The following is an 18,992-nucleotide window of genomic DNA, read 5'->3' as shown; positions in this document are numbered from 1 at the left end:
CCAGAAAACGAACATAAACTGGAAATTGCATGGCATGACTTTGAAGAAGATATCTTGGCTAAACTTCAGGAATTGGGTATCTCTAAAGAAGACTTCCATACAAACTTCAAGTTGGAAGGCGGCAATGATGATGCTACCCAGTATGACGGAGTAACTGCAACATCTCAGCCTGCAACTAAGAAAGGTATCGTTAAACAAACTATTTCAGATACAGGTGCAGAACAAACTGAAATCATCACTTGGACATTGAAGAACAACGAAGCATATCAATTGTTCAAGAACAATGAAGCAGCTTCTGTAGTTGTACGTTATGCAAAAGAAATCGATGCAACGAAACATATTTATCAGTATGTATATGTTACATTGACTTGGACACCATCTGAACGCAATGTAACTCCTGCTGGAAAATTAGCTGATTCTGACAAGATTAAAGAATATTGGTATGCAACTAACAAGCCTACTGCAGGTAGTGGCTATAGCGATATTCATGCAAATGTTGAGACTGTAGGTCAGATAGGTGCTGACGATGAATTTAAATCTGACATCTTGAATACATTTGTAGGCAATGATGTAACAGTATCTGATGTCAATAGCGTTTATACAGCATTCCAAAACGACAAATTGACTAAAGAATTTAAATTTGTAGATCCTCAAGGTACTGATTTAACACCGGTTACAGGTAATTCAGGTACTCAGTATGAAATTACAGTCGGCAAGAATGGTACAGTTCTTTATGCTAATATCAAAGGAGACCTGAATAAATATGAGGTTGTAAGATTAATCAACCAAGAAACACCTGCTGCAGGAAAAACAATTCAGCAGTCAGTATTAGAGTATGTAGATAATGATGTAGCTAAAGATATCTTGAACTACGCAGACCATAAAGATTTGGACGTTAAGGAAACATTTACTGCACAATTGGAAATTAAACCGACTAATTGTGACTGGGTTCCGTTTACATTGGATAATAACAAGTTCTTCGTTAAGTTCTTGCGTCCGATTAGCATCATCGACCCGAACGACAATACGTTCACAGATGCTGAAACTGGAGGTGCAAAACGAGACTTGACCTTGAAATTTGTAGACTGGCGTGATCATAACTTTGATGGAACTGAAACCAAAGGACACAACTATTATGAATACTACGGTGTAAACAAAATAGAATGTCTTGAAAAGGATATCAAAACAGATTTGAATGGAACAAGTGGTAAATTTGATAAATTATTATCTAGTGTAACTGATAAGATTAAATTCCACTTCACAGAACCTACTTATCAGGAAATCCAACAAGGTAAGAATGGTATCAAACATTATTTCGGTACTTTGCTTTATGAAAATAACGGAGTAACTGTAGGTGATTTCCAGATTCAAGTTCCGTTTGATGTAACATACGACTGGGGTACAATCCGCGTATATGTAGTATGTAAGATTTCTAAGACACAAGCTAACTAAGCAAAAGCCTGGAATTCTTAAAAAACAATAAGATAAGGGGCCTAAAAAGCCCCTTATTTTTTACTTGTAAATATAAAACGATGAAAAGATACAATATTGTCGCTATTGTAGCAATCTGCTTGCTCTGCTTGCTTTCATGTACAGAAAGGAAAGGAAAACAAACAGAAACTGCTACCATACCAACAGAACTAAAAAGTTTTACCGATGGGCTAGTAAAAGAGGATACCTTAGCTGTACAAAAACTGGTTAATGACTATATGACATACGTACAAAACGGAGAATACGCCGAAGCTGCAGCGATGTTATATAAGCCTGATTCTACAGATATATGGAATGAACCCATTCCACTATCAAACGAAGAAATGGAAAAGGTAATAGAAACCCTAAAACTTTTTCCAGTGCAAAGCCACGAAATTAAAGACATAAAGTTTAAAACCGCTATAGAAAATGAAGTAAAATGTACTTTTACCATTAAAGGCTCTCAATCTATATCTAGCAGTATTAGCTTTAAGCCTATGAATTATCTTGGAGGGTGGAGACTTTGTTTGTCAGAGTAACCATTATATATTATAGAGATAATATAAACTATAGTATCTATTTGCTCTCATTATTGTTAACAAATTAATTCTTAAATCATTAATATTATGCGCTGGAATACCATTTTAACAATATTATGTATTGGTTTTATGCCAATTACAGTTTCCTCACAAGAGTATCAATCCTCTCGTCAAATTAAAGAAGAGGGAAAAACCGAGTTTGTTCCCCACTGGTTTATGCAAATACAGGCTGGTGCCGCACACACTCGTGGTGAAGCCAAATTTGGAGACTTAATCTCTCCGGCAGCTGCCATCTATGGAGGCTATCAGTTTACACCACTCTGGGGACTGCGTTTCGGAGTAAATGGTTGGCAGGCTAAAGGAGGATGGGCCGCCTATAATCAGCTTTACAAGTACAATTACTTACAAGGAAATATAGATGCGACATTGGATTTGAGCAATTTGTTCTGTCGCTACAACCCTAACCGTTTTTTCAATACATACTTGTTCGCTGGTGTAGGTCTGAATGGAGCATTTAATAACGATGAAGCCGTTGCATTAGCTAATAAAGGGTATGAATTACGTTATTTATGGAAAGACAGCAAAATCAGCCCAGTTGGTAAGTTTGGATTAGGTACTAACCTACGTCTAACTTCCAATCTGTTCTTTAACATAGAGGTAAATGCAAATGTACTGTCGGATAAGTTCAATTCCAAAAAGGCAGGCAATGTAGACTGGCAGTTTAATGCACTTGCAGGATTTACAATTAAATTTGGAAAAACCTCACGCAAGACAGAACCAGTATACTATGAACCAACTCCACAGCCAGCTCCTTCAGTCAAAGAAGAGCCAAAATCGGTGCAAGAACCTATTCCTGTAAAGCAAGAAAAGGTCAGCATGACAGAAAATATATTCTTTACCATCAACTCGTCTAAAATACGTACAGAAGAGGAACAGAAGATTGAAAAACTTGCAGAATTCATGAAGAATCATGCAGACTGCAAAGTTACTATCTGTGGTTATGCAGACAAGCAAACAGGTAATGCAGATATTAATGAACGTCTCTCCAAAAATCGTGCAGAAGCTGTCGCCACTATGTTGAAAGAAAAAGGTATCGACAATCAACGTATTACAATAGATTACAAAGGTGATACGGTACAGCCATTTGCCACTATAGAGGAAAATCGTGTAAGTATCTGTATCGCAGAATAAGTATCTCATTTAACTCTTTATAATAGGAAAGGAGTGTCATCTCTTCTTAATAAAAAAGATGACACTTCTTTCCTAAATATTCAGTTTACATTCATTTAAAAGTGTCCAATCTTCCATCGCTATTAAACTCAGGAAATCCTTTCAATAAAACCTCAAACGTCTTCCAGTATCTTTTGTAAATAGAATCAACAATGAAACATGGAAGCATACAAAAAATAACCGACACTCTTCCACAAAAGGTTAATCAGATTCATTTTTGAAACTAACCTCTATAAAAAACTAGATAAAGTCACAAGATATAAAATTATAAAAAAGCAAAAGAAGGTCAGCATTGTGTTATAGGTATTTCATAACAGAAAGACAATAAATTAAGAGGCAGAGAATTCTCCAACATCTTTTTATCAACAATTTAGATTTTACAGAACAATCTTGATCATGCAAACAAAAAGTGACTAATATTCAACTAATTACAAATAAAATAATACATAGTCACTTTTTGTCCTTCTTGAAAACAGGCCTTATATACTTCTTAAAAATTTTTCCTACTTCAATGGGAGTAGAGTTATTCAGCATATCATACGTTCTGCCCGTTGAGGGCTTGAGAGAATGCCCGTAATCTGTCTGTAGTTTTTTACTGACGTCCGGTCCCTCGTTCATGATAAGTTCAGGCGGACGACCTTCCACAGTCACATCATACACCGGATCTTCTCCCCGTTTTGTCCAGATGGAATAAGGACACATACGGATATATCCCTTCGGTTTCTTCACCATAAGACTGTCTGTCAGACTTCGGGGGATTCCTTTATCAAAAGGATTCTGAAATTCCATCCATTTCTTTTCCAACGGAGCTTCCAAAGGCTTGTTATAATTCTCCATATCCCCTGGAAGGAAATCAAACTGAATGAGTTTTACCGTTTCTTCATTCAGCTTAATTTCCTTGTCTTCCTTTTGCTGGCTCATCACAGGTATCACCACCAGCAAAAGGGAGTTCAACACCATATATCGTTGGAGAGTGTTCATTCAACCTTCTTTACTGATTATCCATATTCCTAATTTCCGCAAGCAAACTTGACTCTCGTGTTACAAATGAATATCTGGTAAATTTCCTCTTTTTATATGATTCCTTTGTAGCATGAGAGTTTGTTGCACATCTTTTAAGTACACCTTCCCTTTACCCCATTAAGCGACATGAGGCAATACGCTGTAAATCCAGTAAAACAGCAGAGTTAATCACTCCCCACTTTAAAGACTCTTGCATAAGCAGGATTATCGGTATAGATATTTAGTCTGTATGCTCTTGATGTCTTAATCCATTTGGCCGGAACAGAAATATATTTGAAGATGAAAGTCTTGATACGACTTGTATGGGAGAGACCAAAATCCTTTACATTTATTCTTTTGATAATCGTCCTGTAAAAGTTTCTTATAAGTACAGTCATCAGAAGATAGACCGTATTTTCAGACATGAATGACTTCGGCAGCCGCTTCCACCCGAATCCGTTGTTCATGTCGTCAAAGTCAGCTCTTTTATGGCACGTAGAATCGTATCAGAACTGCATGTCTTGAGTTTGGGATGACAGGAAAGATGCCTCATAAGAAGATGTGTGGAGACATCTTCAATGCAAGAACCACCGCAGAAGAACACGCACATGAGGGAGCGGAGTATTTCACTGTAACTGTAGCCGAAGGACTGACAGCGCTTTCCTAATGTAGAATCAATCACATTGGATAAAAGGACATCAAACTGCTCCATGATTGAAAATATTCCGCCAAAAGGGGTGATTTTTTCAGATTTTATTTGTACTTTAGCCATGTCTGATGAAGATTTATGAACTTTTATTAGCAACACTAAGTTAAGTGAATCTTCTGACAATTTAAAGCATTGGGTAAAATATTATTACTCAATACTTTAAATTGTTTTTTTGAAAAAGTGTTGCGGAATTAAGGATAATACTATAATTTTGCACATCTTTTTTAATATGAATAAAAATGCAATCATGAGCCGTTTTATTGAATATTCTAATAATATATTATTTTTTGATGTAATGTTTGGAGAAACGTTAAACGAAGAGACAAGATGTAGCAAGTGTGTCCATCCATTTCTCCGTATGCAATATACAATACTTCGGTAAATTTTTACCGAAGTATTGGAATTATATACATTTAAAAACAATTCATTTATATTATTTTAACTTAAAAAACAGAGATGAAAAGAGGATTTCTTTTGTTCGTCTCTCTTGCCGTAATAGCGGTCCAATCGCTTATTGCCCAAAATTTTACAGTGAAGGGTACGGTCATTGAAGCAGAAACCAATGAACCGCTGATTGGTGTAGCCATTATGCAAGAGGGTACTAATAATGGAGTTACTACCGATATTGATGGTAACTACTCCATTGAGATCAAAGGCGCTGCTCAAGCTACACTGGTGTTCTCATACATCGGTATGCAACAACAGCAGCACGTAGTGACTCCACAGACACAAAAGCTGGACATCACGCTGAAAAGCGATGCACAGCTGGTGGATGAAGTAGTGGTAGTGGCCTACGGAGTTCGTAAAAAAGGAACGGTAACCGGTTCTGTTTCTACAGTGAAGTCTGAGAAACTGGAAAGCGTTCCGGCTGCAGGTTTCGACCAGGCACTGCAGGGTCAGACACCCGGCTTGATGGTGATGTCCAATTCGGGTGAGCCCAGCAAGGCGGCAGCTTTCCAGATTCGTGGTACCAACTCTATCAACTCCGGTACTTCTCCGTTGTTTATTCTCGACGGTGTGCCCATCTCGAGCAGCGATTTCAACACCATTAGCCCGAGCGACATCGAAAGCATTTCCGTATTGAAGGATGCTTCTTCTACGTCTATCTACGGTGCCCGCGCGGCCAACGGTGTAGTGGTAATTACAACCAAGCGTGGTAGAGCTATGGACAAGGCTCACATCACTCTGCGCACACAATGGGGTATTTCTCAGCTGGCCAAGGGTGAATGGAACCTGATGAACACTGCTGAACGCATTCAGTTTGAAAAAGAAGTAGGACTGGACGCCGGACAGAACTACGATATACTGAGCCAGACGGATGTAAACTGGAGAGACATGGTGTTCAACGACAAGGCCATGTTGCAGAACTACGACCTCTCTATCAGCCGCGCTACCGAAAAATTGAATTACTTTGTATCGGGAAGTTTCTACGACCAAGACGGTATTGCACAGGGTTCTACCTTTGCTCGTTATTCTGTACGTGCCAACGCTGAGGTAAAAGCCAGCAACTGGCTGAAGGTGGGTACCAACTCGATGGTAACCTATGAAGAGGTGGAACAGGCTGATGCGGGTTCATACAGTTTGTCTTCGCCCATTTCGGCTTGCCGCTTTATGTTGCCCTACTGGAATCCTTATAACCCGGACGGCTCTTTGGCTACCAATGCCAACGGCGGATGGACAGGTACCACGGTAAACCCCATCGAATGGATGGACAACAACCCCGTAACCAATAAGAAATACAAGGTGATGAGCGTACTCTTTGCCGAAGTAACTCCGATAGAGAACCTCACATACAAGATTACCTTTGGTGCCGACTTTACACACTCCACCGGATTCATGCAATCGTTCCCCAGCTACCAGCTGAACAACGGTCTCGGTGCTGCCGGACGTCAGTCAAACGACATTCTGAACCTGACCGTAACCAATACGCTGAACTATAAGTTCGACATTAACCGCGACCACCACTTCAACGTGATGCTGGGTCAAGAAGGTATCGACTACCGGGCAGAAGGATTCACCCTGACCACCCGCAACCAGAACAACGACTACCTGACCAACATCACTTCCGGTACACGGGCTTCAAGCTGGCAGGACAGCAGTTCTGCATATTCTTATGTATCTGTCTTCGGCCGCGCCGAATACAACTATGACGACCGCTACTATGCCGATCTGAGCCTTCGCGCCGATGCTTCTTCCCGTTTTGGTAAGGACCACCGTTGGGGTCAGTTCTGGTCAGTAGGTGTGATGTGGAACGCTAAGAGAGAGCTCTTCCTGAAAGATGTGAAGTGGCTGCACAATGCACAGGTGTCGTTCAGTACAGGTACGTCGGGTAACTCTGAAATCCCGAACTATGACCACTTGGCACTGGTGGGTGGCGGTATGACCTATATGGATACAGCCGGCATTGCTCCGATGCAGAAAGGTAACGAAAAACTGAGCTGGGAAACCACCTGGACCACCAATCTGGGATTCCACCTGGGCTTCTTCGACCGTGTGAATGTGGATCTGGAACTTTACCACAAACGCACCAGCGACATCTTGATGGAGGTTCCCCAATCTTACTCAGAAGGCAACAACGGCTACCGTTGGGACAATATTGGTGTGATGACTAACCAGGGTGTGGAACTGGCTGTAAATGCTGACGTGCTGCGTTTGAGAGACTTCGTATGGAACGTCAATGCCAACGTATCATACAACAAGAACGAAATCAAGGAACTCTATAACGGCGTACAGGAATATGAATTGCCCAATACTTCTACTAAATGGGTAGTGGGTCATCCTTACGGAGAATTCTACATCAACCGCTATGCCGGTGTAAATCCTGCCAACGGTGATCCGCTGTGGTATGATAAAGATGGTAACATCACGAACGAATTCCGTGAAAGTGACAAAGTGATGGTGGGCAAGAACTACCTGGCTCCCTGGCAAGGAGGTTTCGGAACAACCCTGACCTGGAAAGGCATCTCAGTGAACGCACAGTTCAGCTGGGTGGCCGACCGCTGGATGTTCAACAACGACCGCTTCTTTGAAGAAAGCAACGGACTCTATACCGGCTACAACCAGTCCAAACGTCTGCTCTACGACCGCTGGAAGAAACCGGGCGATGTGACTGACATTCCCCGCTGGGGCGTCACTCCGCAGATGGACTCTCGCTTCCTGGAAGATGCTTCCTTCCTGCGTCTGAAGAATTTGATGATCAGCTACATGCTGCCGCAAAGCTGGCTGAAAAAGACGAATTTCTTCACCAACGCACGCATCTATGCACAAGGACAGAACCTGCTGACCTTCACGAAGTTTAGCGGACTCGATCCGGAAGCGTTCACCAACATGTATCAGGCACAATATCCGATGTCTCGCCAATACTCGTTCGGTGTAGAACTCTCTTTCTAAAACTAAATACTAACGATATCAATGAAAATGAAAAATATAAAAACCTATCTGCTCATGGCCGCTGTGGCATTCAGCACCACCTCTTGTCTGGACAAGTATCCGGATGACATGGTGCCGTCTGACCAGGCCATCACCACCGTGGATGAAGTAGACCAGGCCGTTATCGGTATCTATTCTTCCTGGCTGAACGGAGCGTTGTACAGCGGTTACCTCACCCTGCTGCCCGATATTCAGGCAGACTTGGCTTATGCGGTAAACGGCTACTCCAACCAATTTGGTAACACCTGGCGCTGGAACATTCTTTCTACCGAACCTGAATACGAATCGGTATATGCCGGACTGTACAATGTAATTACTCGCTGTAACTTCATGTTGGACAACGTGGACCGCGTACGCCAGAACACCACCAACGATGAAGACCTGGACCGTCTGGACCAGTATTGCGGCGAAGCCTACTTTGCCCGTGCATTGGCTTATTCAGAACTCATCAAGCTGTTCTGCAAGGCTTACGACCCCGCTACGGCTGCCGATGAACTGGGTGTGGTACTGAAATCTCACTACGACGGTGATGAACCTACCCGCCGCTCTTCGCTGGAAGCTTCTTACCAGTTTGTATTGGACGATCTGGACAGAGCTGCCTACTACCTGAAACTGGAAGAAGATTTCAACGGCCAGCTCTACAGCACTCCGTATTTCTGCGAATTCACCGTATATGCACTGCGCGCTCGCGTAGCTCTGTACATGCAGAATTGGAAAGATGCCGAGAAGTATGCAACGAAGGTGATTGAAAGCAATCACTACCGCCTGTCGAACGTAAACCAGATGATTACCAGTAACCAGAATGCCTACCAGTACATGTGGTCGAACGACGAAAGTACTGAAATCATCTGGAAAGTAGGTATGACGGTAAGCAGTTCCGGAGGTGCATTGGGTCAGATTTTCTTCAACTACGACTTCCAGAGCTTCAAGCCCGACTATGTACCGGCTTCTTGGGTACTGAACTTGTATACCGAACAAGACCTGCGCTTCCAGGCCAACTTCGTAAGTCAGCGTACAGGTTATCCGCACGGATTGGAGTGGCCGCTGGTAGCTAAATACTTCGGTAACGAACAATTCATGGCTCAGAACATGCTCCATGTATGTATGCCGAAAGTATTCCGTCTGTCGGAGCAGTACTTGATTCGTGCCGAAGCTCGTGCCAACCAAGACAACATGGGCGGTGCCAGCAAAGACCTTAGCGACCTGCGCAAGGCTCGCTTCCAAGGCGGCAACGGTGCCATCTCGGTGACCAAACAAAACTGGCTGGATATTATCGAAGAAGAACGTGTACGCGAACTCTATATGGAAGGTTTCCGTCTGCAAGACTTGAAACGCTGGCACAAAGGCTTCGAACGCAAACCTCAGCAACAGTCATTGGCTAACGGTAGCTCGCTGAAAATCGAAGCAGACGACGTGCGCTTCGTATGGCCCATCCCGAAACATGAATTGGATTCACCGGGCAGCGAGATTCAGCCCAATGAAAGCAACAAATAAGAATAACTTCATTAATAATAAAGCATAAGTATAACAATGAGAAAGATAAACTACGGACTGATGGCCATGCTGGCCGTGCTGCTGTTTGCCACAAGCAGCTGCGGGGACGCAGATCGCCAGACCTACGACGGTCCCAATTATGTCCTGTTCTCGGATACGCTGACAGTGCTGGCGGTGCAAAATAACGAGGAGGTCTTCGACATCCCCGTAGCTGCCACCCAAGCCTGTGACTATGACCGCACCATAGCTGTGGAGGTAATAGAGAAGAAAAGCAATGCCATCGAGGGCAAGCACTATACCATTGAATCAAACACCATCACTATCAAGGCTGGTGAACGCTCTGCCAACGTGCGCATCCGCGGTAACTACGATGCCATCGCAGTAACCGACTCACTGGGACTGACTCTGCGCCTGCTCACAGAGAAAGAGAACCAATGGAATATGTATGATAACAACTACGAGGCAAAAGTAGTGCTGCAAAAGTGCTGTCCGTTCGACATCAACCTGTTCAACGGTTATGCCGTACTGACTTCTACCTACATGCAGGAATTCATGGCCAACGTAGACAGCCGACTGGTTAAGACAGTGATCGATACGGAAGAAGAAAATACCATCATCATGAAGGATTTCTTCTACGACGGCTACGACGTGAAAATCCGCTTCACGACAAACGATATTCTGAATCCGCTGATTGAGATGGACGAACAGGTTTTTGCCTCTACGGCCGAAGCTTTCGGTACCAACTACGGCGATGGTTACATCCACCTGTATCAGCCTAAGAGCGGCTTATCTTACTACAGTGCCTGCGAAAAATTCATCTTCCAGTACTTCACGCTGTATGTACCGGGCATGGCAGGAAACAACGTAGTAGGTACCTTTGCCAGCGCCATTGAATGGGTAAGCGCAGACGAAGCCAAGAGACTTTATCTGGAAGGCAGCATGCTGGTATCTGAATCTGTAAAAACAGACTTTGAAAAGAAATAATTTACAAGAAACAAAAAAAATTAGAATAAGATGAAAAAGAACAAATTTACGTTGGGATGGTTCTTCATCAGTCTGTTGATGGCTTTCGCCGTAACAGCATGCGATGATGACGATAACGACGTGGTAAACGTTACTTTCCCTGAAAAGCAAACAATTGGCGGTGCTGTAAACGAAACAAAGAGCTTGACATTTGATGCAGTGGCCGACTGGACCTTGACTTCTTCCAGCACTTGGTGCTACTTCATTACTGAAGAAACTCCGGCTGCCAAGGCTGCAGAAGGTGTAAAAGAATACGCTATCTCAGGTAAAGCAGGCAAGCAGACCGTAACTATCGGTATCTCTGAAGAAGGTCAGGAATACGATCAGGCTACTGTAGCTTCTATCATCATCCGCATGAACGGACAGGAAGCTGTATTGGCCGAGGTGACTCGCAACGCTGCCGGACGTACGTTCAAACTCTATAAGAAAGGCGAAGGCGATGCTTGGGTAGAAGTTTCTGCTGAAGAAGGTATCGAAGCCGGCTACGACAACTTCATCCAATACAAAGCTGAAGCTAACTTCCGCTTTGCAGCTACCAACCGTCCGGAATGGCTGTCTATCGAAGGCGGCTCTATCGTTGGTACTACTAATCAGGCTGTATTGTTCGGTATCAAGGTAATCGAAAACCGCCCCGACTTCAGCAAATATGCTCAGAAAGGCAACCTCAACTTCCAGGATGAAGAAGGTAAGAGCGTATTTACGTATGCTGTAGACTACAAGGGTATGAACCCCGAAGCTATGAGCTACGAAGGACCGAAACAATGGAACTGGACAGTAGCTAAAGATGGTAAGACCTACTATCAGACAAACTCAGGTATCTCTGGAACAGAAGAAACCATCAGTGAATATCGCAAATTCGTGGAGTTTACTATCACTGCAAAGGATGATGAGTTCGAACCGATTTTCGTAGAAGAATACCAAGAGTATGGCATGACGATGTACCGCCTCAGCGTATATCCGGAAGATAATGTAAACTGGATGCATGTTACTAAGTACGAAAATGGTAAAGTGCGTGTTACGGTAGATGAAAGCGAAGAAGAACGCACCGGATACGTGTTCGTATTCCCGAAAGCACTCTATGATAAAATAGCAGAAGATCCATTCGGTGACAACGGGTTGTTCGAAATGAACCTGGAAACTTCCACGCAACAGCTGAAATATGAATATACAGAAAATAATCTGCTGATGAACTTCGTACAAAAAGATATGAGCAGTTCACAAGACGCAGAGATGCTGGAAGTAACGGACAATCAAAACAAGAAAATCGAAGTGACTAAGGTCACAGAAGAAGGCATCGTCAGCGACTATGGTACTGATAAAATCTATTCCGTTGAGTCTAAAGACGTTACATCTTTCTTCATCAAGCCCAATTTATCTGGTGCCTGGGAACACATGGCATGGATGGGAAATAAGGATGTTACTGATCTCTGCGAGATAACAGAAGATGGTAAACTAAATATATGGATTGGCGATTCTCTACCATTGGAAGAAGACATTCATATTAGATTCATACAAAATCAACAAAACAAGATTGTACTTGTAATTAAGAAATAAACATAATTACGCAATTGAATTAAAATCGAATGAAAATAAATAAATTATTCCACTTCATCCCCTTTGTCATCGGTTTGCTGCTGATGACAACGGTATTCACCGGTTGCGACGATGACGACGATGAATTGCAGCAGACAGCCTTCGGCTACGTGCAGTTCAAAATCTACAAGAGCGCATCGGCTGCCAAGGGAGCTGAGACAAGAGGCACCGACATGCTGGACAAGCTGAGTGATGCCAAGAAAATCAAGGTGGTGATGTTGTATGATGGAAACACCATTGAACAAACCTTGATGCTCAACAGCTACAATGCTGAAAACGCTGAATTTGGTCTGCGCAGTGACAAACTGGAACTGCTGGCAGGTAATTATAAACTGATTGGTTTTTATCTGTACGATAAGCTGGATGAACAGATTTATGCAGGAACTCCAGGCGACTATAAATTTGATGTAGTAGCCGGCGGTCTGAAGGTACAAGACCTCTTTGCAGACGCTGTGGCTCGCGGTATGGTAAACTTCAAGCTGATTAAGCACGGATTGCCGAAAGCAGAAGCTGCTTCTCGTGCAGGTAGCGGCTACGAAGATTATCCGTTCTCTAACATCAAAGGGGTGAACATCATCGTAAAAAACCTCTTCACACAAGAACTGGATACCATCAAGAAGGTATCTGTGAAGTATGTAGAAAATCTGAAAGACGGCTATGCCATCTGCGATACCACAGCTTGGCTGAAGGCTGGCAGCTACCAGATCAGCGCTTACGAAACCTATTCTGATAAGAAATGCGAAACAAGCAGACTGCTGGAAATTGCAAAGGTGCCTGCTTCGGAAACTTTCTTCGTGAAAGATAACCAAGTAACAGAAGCTAAAGTGCCCATCCAGTTGAGTGCCACTGCTGAATACCTCAAAGACTACATAGCACTGAAAGCTATTTGGGAAGCATTGGATGGTCCGAACTGGAAATACCACGGCGAGGCTGCTCCGATGGGATGTAACTGGAATTTCGACAAGGAAATTGACATGTGGGGTGACCAGCCGGGCGTACAGTTGCTGGAAAACGGCCGTGTGGCTTCACTCGTCATCTCGGGCTTCGGTGCCAGAGGTGTGGTGCCCGATGCTATCGGACAGCTGACTGAACTGCGCATCTTGAACCTGGGTGCTCACGATGAACTCATCGGCGGACACTTGTTCGAAGGCGTAGGTGCATTCATGACACCGGAACAACGGAAGAGAATCCGTATGGACTACGAACAGAAGTTCCTCTATAAAGATATCCGCGAGAACCTTTCACAGATTCTGATTGACGGTATCAACGCTAACCCGAACTTCAAGCCTATCAAGAAGAGCAACCGCATTGATAAGAAGGACGTACAGTTCGGTAACCTAACCAACGAGATTACCGGTATCTCTAAAGCATTGATGCGTTGTACACAACTGGAAAACTTCTTCATTGCCAACTCTCCTATCAAGGTAGATAACTTCTGCGAAAATCTGGTAGACGGACCGGAATCTGCTTACCGCAAGCAGTTTGAAGAAGAAGAAAGCGACTGGAGCTGGAACAACTTCAAGATGCTGACAGATATGGAAATCTATAACTGTAAGGATCTGACTTCACTGCCGATGAACATGTTGACCGAACTGCCTGAACTGCAGATGCTGAACGTGGCTTGCAACCAGAACATTACTGGCGAAAAGCTGCTGGAAAACTGGGAAGAGTTTATCGAAGGAAAGAGTGGTGAAAAGATTCAGGTACTGTACCTGGGCTACAACAAGCTGAAAGCCATGCCTGAATACGAGAAACTGAAGAAGATGGTGAAACTGGGCTTGATTGACCTGACCAATAACTACATCACCAAGGCCAATGCGTTCGGTAAGGAAATCAACCTGACAAAGGTATATCTGGACTACAACCAAATTACTGAAATCGAAGCTGTAGACGGTTATTTCTGCGGATACTACGACATGGAAGCATTTACTTGTACGTATAACAAGCTGACAGAAATGCCCGACATCTTCAACGCTGCGTCTAAGTACGTAATCGGTTCTATCAGTTTTGCACACAACCAAATTACCGGTATGCAAAACGGAGACAACCACCGCGGTGTGAATACCAATAACCTGGATTTATCGTACAACCACCTGGAAAAATTCCCGGCAGTTCTCATCAAGAAGGGTTCGCCACTGGGTATCCTGATTCTGCAGGCTAACGGAATGACCACCATCAAAGAAGGTGACCTGGTAGGTAAGAACTCTCACCTGCTGACCAGTTTGGACTTCCAGTTCAATAAGCTGAAAGAAATTCCTTTCGAGGATTTCGTTCCGGAAAATATGCCGTACATCTACGGTATTGAGTTTAGCTACAATCAGTTTGCAGAATTCCCGGTAGCTCCGCTGAACTGTAAGAGCCTGACCGTATTCGGTATCCGCCATCAACGCGATGACGACGGTAACCGCTGCTTGAGCCAATGGCCTACGGGACTGTACACTTGCCCCAGCTTGATGGCATTCTTCATCGGTTCTAACGACTTGCGCAAGATTGAAGATAAGATTTCACCGTTTATCCGTATCTTCGAGATCAAGGACAATCCGAATATCTCTATCGACTTGAGCATGGTATGCCCATATATCCAAGCCGGCCAGTACCAGCTGATTTATGACAAGACGCAAAACATTCAGGGTTGCGATATGTTGTTGGATTAATTAGAATAAACCAGGAAAATGAAACATTTACTTAAAATAGCATTAGGATTGGTCTTCTGTCTGGGCGTATTCACCGCTTGCGATGACGACGACGACAATGCTGCCATCAGCGGCTTCAGCCTGAGTACAACTGAAGTGGCTGCCAATGCAGAAGGAGGCAAAGAAACAGTCACCGTTAACTCGGAAGGAGAATGGGTGGCTAAATCATCCGAACCGTGGCTGAGCATCTCGCCAGCCAACGGTTTTGGCAACACAGAGTGCGTCATCAGCATCGACGAGGCACTGAAGAACGAGGTGCGTGAAGCAGAAATTCGCTTCATGCCGAAAGGTCAGACTCCGCAGGTGATTACCGTAACACAGCTGGGTTATGGCAAAATGATTTATGTAAAAGAAACAAAAGTTGACCTGAAGGCTTCTGACTTGTATAACAAACGTCACTTCGAAGCTGTTATCACAGCCAACGTACCTTTCAAGATTGTCTATGAATGGCTTACTGAAAAGCAGCCGAAAGCCGACCAACCGGAAGAAGACAACAAGCTGAAAGACTGGCTTTGGGTGGAAAAGAAAAACGAACCGGTATTCAATCTGGAAAGTGCCCGCCCGAAAACATACAAAGTACGCTTCGAATGGAAGATGAATCCGGAATGGATAGAGCGTCAGGCTAAAATCAACTTCGAACCCTTGAAGGAGGGATTGGAAGCTGACGAAGAGATAACTATCACTCCGATTCTAGTAACACAGGCTGCTTCGCCCGTAATTACAGACGACCGTGCCGGTGACTCTTTGGCTATCCAGACTATCCACGAACGTCTGCAGTCGGACATCGCTTTCAATTTCAGCGAAAACATGATGTATTGGGAAAATGTAACTTTGTGGAAACGGACGGATAAGGATTTGCCCGCTCCTGAGGCAGTAGGCCGCGTACGCTCCGTAAACTTCGGTACCGTTACTATCAAGGAATCACTTCCGCAGGAAGTAAAATACCTGAAGTACCTGGAAACTTTCCAAGTATACGGTAATGCCAATACCATGTTGCTGAACATTGCACTGGAAAACCATATCTGCGAACTGAAATACTTGAAGAACTTGCAGATTGGCGGCTACGGTCTGGTATCGTTGCCGGAAGATTTCAAGAAGCTGGGCCAAACATTGGTATCACTGGATTTGAGTGCCAACAACTTTACCGGTGTACCGGCTGTATTGACCAAAGAGAACTTCCCTGCACTGAGAAAGTTGATGCTGAACGGTAACCGCCGCTGGACAGTGGGCAGCCTGAAGGACACTCAGTACAACAAAGATACAGAACTGGGCTTCCACATCAATATGAACGAGGATCCGAGAGAAATCGACCAACTGTTCTTGTGGGATACATTGGAAGAACTGGTATTGTCGTACAACTACCTGGAAGGTTCATTGCCTACCTATGAAGGCAGAGCTGAAATTCCGGTATGGGAAGGCAACGAGTTGCCCAAGGATACCCTGTCTTTCCTGAAAGACAAGAATATCCCGAAGATTCTGCCGAATGCCAAGAGACTGACGCTGAACCTGAACTACTTTACCGGTGAACTGCCTAAATGGTTACTGTATCATCCGCATCTGCTGGATTGGTTCCCCGAAGTACTGATCTTTAACCAACAGGAAATGGGTCGCGACTCAAAGGGAGCACCGGTACAATTCAGCAACGCACCGACCAACTTTGAATACTACTTCAAAGCTTACCCGCTTTACAAAGGAAAATACGAAGTAGCAGGTGACGATGAAATTATAAAACCAGAATAACAAAAGAAATAACCTATGAAGAAAGTATATATTTATGCACTTGCATGCGCCCTGACGGCGGTTTCTTGCCAGGACAACGATTGGGTGGCTGATAATGCCACCTCACAGGTTCCTGAAATAGAAATCCCGATGGGAGCAGCAGACGGCGAACTGCTCATCAAGTTCGTCCCTGAAATGAGTGATATCCTGGACCAGACGCTGACACGCGCTGGCGGGGTATCTACCCGTTCGGGTATTCCTTCTACCGACGAGGTTCTCAGCATTCTGGGTGCTTATCACTTTGAAAGAGTGTTCCCGGTAGACCCGAAAACAGAAGCTCGCACCCGTGAAGCCGGTATGCACCTGTGGTACATCGTACGCTTTGATAAAAACACCGACTTGAAGGAAGCTGCCCGTCAGCTGAGAAAGTTGGGTGAAATCTCCAAGATTCAGAGCAACCCCACCATTCAGCGCGCCTACGACCCGAAAAAGAAACCGCTGTATCTTTCGGCTAACGACTTGCAATACGTGACACGTACTGATGAAGGACTGACATTCAACGATCCGGGTCTGAAACACCAATGGCACTACCAAAACAAAGGTAACTACGCCTTCGTAACAGAACGTGCCGAAGCCATTGCCGGTTCCGATGTGAACTGCGTAGAAGCTTGGAAATCCTGCAAGGGCGACCCTTCTATCATTGTAGCAGTGCTCGATGAAGGCGTAATGTGGAGCCACCCCGACCTGAAAGCCAACATGTGGACCAATGAATCGGAAGAAATCGGTTCTACGGAAGACAAAGACGGCAACGGCTACAAGGGCGACCGCTATGGTTATAACTTCGTAAAGAACACGGGCGTTATCAGCTGGACATCGGCAGAAGATACCGGTCACGGCACACACGTAGCAGGTACCATCGCTGCAGTAAACGGTAACGGAACAGGTGTAAGCGGTATCGCCGGCGGCGACGGTACCGAGAACAGCGGTGTGAAGATCATGACTTGCCAATTGTTCGACGGCCAGTATGGAGCTACCCTGGCAGCAGAAGCCAAAGCCATCAAATATGCTGCCGACAACGGTGCGGTTATCCTGCAATGTAGCTGGGGTTATAACTCACCCGATGCTAACGAAGCACTGGGATATGTACCCGGACCGAAAAATGAACAAGACTGGGAAAACCAATATCCATTGGAAAAAGAAGCACTGGATTATTTCATCCACAACGCAGGTTCGCCCAACGGCGTGATAGACGGCGGTCTGGCCATCTTCGCATCGGGTAACGAATATGCTCCTTCTTCTTCGTTCCCGGCTGGATATTCCAAATGTATCTCTGTAAGTGCCATTGCCGCGGATTACACTCCGTCAAGCTATACCAACTATGGCACTGAAATCACCTTATGTGCCCCCGGCGGTGACGGTGACTATTATGGCACACCGGGTACTGCAGAAGACCACTTCGACTGGGAAACGAAAACACAAGGATTGATTCTGTCAACCGGCATCAAAAACGGCCAGCCTGCCTATACCTATATGGAAGGTACATCCATGGCTTGCCCGCACGTATCAGGCGTAGCTGCCCTGGGATTGTCGTATGCCGTAAAACAACGTCGTCATTTCAAGGCAGCTGAATTCAAGGAGCTGATGATACAAACAGCCAACAGTGAGTTCTATCAGGAATATGACAGAAAAGTGGAAAAACTGTATTACTACAACCACGCCACCTTCGGAGCATCTCCCACACTGATGAACCTCATCGACCGCAAAGGAAAGATGGGTAAACTGGTAGACGCCGGTGCATTGCTCAAGGCTATTGGTAATCACGGTTCAGACATGATTGTACCAAATGTATATCTGGCAACGGGAAAAAGTACATCCATTGATCTGGCCCGTTATTTTATAGATGGAGAAAGTCTGAACTACAGTTGTACCGTTGCCAATGAAAATATAGCAACCACAAGTGTAGACAAGACAATACTAACTATAAATGGCATTGCAGACGGTAGTACGACTGTGACTATCCAAGCTGGCAGTAAATCACAGACAATAACGATTACTGTTCGTAAAAATGCTGGTGGCAGTGGCTGGTTATAA

General features: G+C 44.3%; 10 protein-coding genes and 2 pseudogenes. 10 read left to right on the top strand and 2 right to left on the bottom strand.

Annotated elements, in window-relative coordinates; genetic code table 11:
• From WKT20_RS05745 to WKT20_RS05735, 3 genes and pseudogenes are all read left to right on the top strand, one after another.
• A pseudogene (locus WKT20_RS05745) lies at positions 1–1,452 on the top strand (hypothetical protein); the annotation flags it as partial.
• An 80-nt stretch (positions 1,453–1,532) separates the two neighbouring features.
• On the top strand, positions 1,533–2,009 hold the full coding sequence (locus tag WKT20_RS05740; protein WP_118166310.1) for a hypothetical protein: 477 nt from the start codon (positions 1,533–1,535) through the stop codon (positions 2,007–2,009).
• 129 nt (positions 2,010–2,138) lie between these two features.
• Complete coding sequence (locus WKT20_RS05735; RefSeq protein ID WP_118441303.1) at positions 2,139–3,200, top strand: OmpA family protein; 1,062 nt, start codon at positions 2,139–2,141, stop codon at positions 3,198–3,200.
• 489 nt (positions 3,201–3,689) lie between these two features.
• Here WKT20_RS05735 and WKT20_RS05730 read toward each other — a convergent pair whose 3' ends face one another.
• Together WKT20_RS05730 and WKT20_RS05725 are read right to left on the bottom strand one after the other, a co-directional pair.
• Positions 3,690–4,220 (bottom strand): DUF4858 domain-containing protein, encoded by a 531-nt coding sequence (locus WKT20_RS05730; RefSeq protein WP_118166313.1) that lies wholly within the window; start codon positions 4,218–4,220, stop codon positions 3,690–3,692.
• 206 nt (positions 4,221–4,426) lie between these two features.
• A pseudogene (locus tag WKT20_RS05725) lies at positions 4,427–5,013 on the bottom strand (hypothetical protein).
• Between the two features lie 393 nt (positions 5,014–5,406).
• On the opposite strand from WKT20_RS05725, the gene WKT20_RS05720 reads away from it, so the two are divergent.
• The 7 genes from WKT20_RS05720 to WKT20_RS05690 are packed head-to-tail and all read left to right on the top strand — an operon-like array spanning position 5,407 to position 18,992.
• Positions 5,407–8,340: a SusC/RagA family TonB-linked outer membrane protein gene (locus tag WKT20_RS05720; protein ID WP_340417013.1), complete on the top strand. Its 2,934-nt coding sequence runs from the start codon at positions 5,407–5,409 to the stop codon at positions 8,338–8,340.
• A gap of 27 nt (positions 8,341–8,367) precedes the next feature.
• A complete protein-coding gene (locus WKT20_RS05715) occupies positions 8,368–9,873 on the top strand; it encodes a RagB/SusD family nutrient uptake outer membrane protein (protein ID WP_340417012.1) in 1,506 nt (501 codons plus the stop codon).
• Positions 9,874–9,909: 36 nt separating this feature from the next.
• Positions 9,910–10,857, top strand: a complete 948-nt coding sequence (locus WKT20_RS05710; RefSeq protein WP_340417011.1) for a DUF4984 domain-containing protein — start codon at positions 9,910–9,912, stop codon at positions 10,855–10,857.
• A 30-nt stretch (positions 10,858–10,887) separates the two neighbouring features.
• On the top strand, positions 10,888–12,450 hold the full coding sequence (locus WKT20_RS05705) for a DUF5003 domain-containing protein (RefSeq protein WP_118166207.1): 1,563 nt from the start codon (positions 10,888–10,890) through the stop codon (positions 12,448–12,450).
• 29 nt (positions 12,451–12,479) lie between these two features.
• On the top strand, positions 12,480–15,143 hold the full coding sequence (locus WKT20_RS05700) for a DUF4458 domain-containing protein (RefSeq protein ID WP_340417010.1): 2,664 nt from the start codon (positions 12,480–12,482) through the stop codon (positions 15,141–15,143).
• Between the two features lie 18 nt (positions 15,144–15,161).
• Complete coding sequence (locus tag WKT20_RS05695) at positions 15,162–16,922, top strand: BACON domain-containing protein (RefSeq protein WP_340417009.1); 1,761 nt, start codon at positions 15,162–15,164, stop codon at positions 16,920–16,922.
• A gap of 15 nt (positions 16,923–16,937) precedes the next feature.
• Positions 16,938–18,992, top strand: a complete 2,055-nt coding sequence (locus WKT20_RS05690) for a S8 family peptidase (RefSeq protein ID WP_340417008.1) — start codon at positions 16,938–16,940, stop codon at positions 18,990–18,992.

This window comes from Phocaeicola sp. ICN-14070 (assembly GCF_037892625.1).
Taxonomy (GTDB): Bacteria; Bacteroidota; Bacteroidia; order Bacteroidales; family Bacteroidaceae; genus Phocaeicola; species Phocaeicola plebeius.
This window is presented reverse-complemented; position numbering and strand designations above follow the sequence as displayed.

What these genes read in the sequence shown, in the direction of transcription:
- WKT20_RS05735 (WP_118441303.1), top strand. Translation starts at nt 2,139, where the DNA reads ATGCCAATTACAGTTTCCTCACAAGAGTATCAATCCTCTCGTCAAATT.
- WKT20_RS05720 (WP_340417013.1), top strand. Translation starts at nt 5,407, where the DNA reads ATGAAAAGAGGATTTCTTTTGTTCGTCTCTCTTGCCGTAATAGCGGTC.
- WKT20_RS05705 (WP_118166207.1), top strand. Translation starts at nt 10,888, where the DNA reads ATGAAAAAGAACAAATTTACGTTGGGATGGTTCTTCATCAGTCTGTTG.
- WKT20_RS05710 (WP_340417011.1), top strand. Translation starts at nt 9,910, where the DNA reads ATGAGAAAGATAAACTACGGACTGATGGCCATGCTGGCCGTGCTGCTG.
- WKT20_RS05740 (WP_118166310.1), top strand. Translation starts at nt 1,533, where the DNA reads ATGAAAAGATACAATATTGTCGCTATTGTAGCAATCTGCTTGCTCTGC.
- WKT20_RS05700 (WP_340417010.1), top strand. Translation starts at nt 12,480, where the DNA reads ATGAAAATAAATAAATTATTCCACTTCATCCCCTTTGTCATCGGTTTG.
- WKT20_RS05695 (WP_340417009.1), top strand. Translation starts at nt 15,162, where the DNA reads ATGAAACATTTACTTAAAATAGCATTAGGATTGGTCTTCTGTCTGGGC.
- WKT20_RS05730 (WP_118166313.1), bottom strand. Translation starts at nt 4,220, where the DNA reads ATGAACACTCTCCAACGATATATGGTGTTGAACTCCCTTTTGCTGGTG.
- WKT20_RS05715 (WP_340417012.1), top strand. Translation starts at nt 8,368, where the DNA reads ATGAAAAATATAAAAACCTATCTGCTCATGGCCGCTGTGGCATTCAGC.
- WKT20_RS05690 (WP_340417008.1), top strand. Translation starts at nt 16,938, where the DNA reads ATGAAGAAAGTATATATTTATGCACTTGCATGCGCCCTGACGGCGGTT.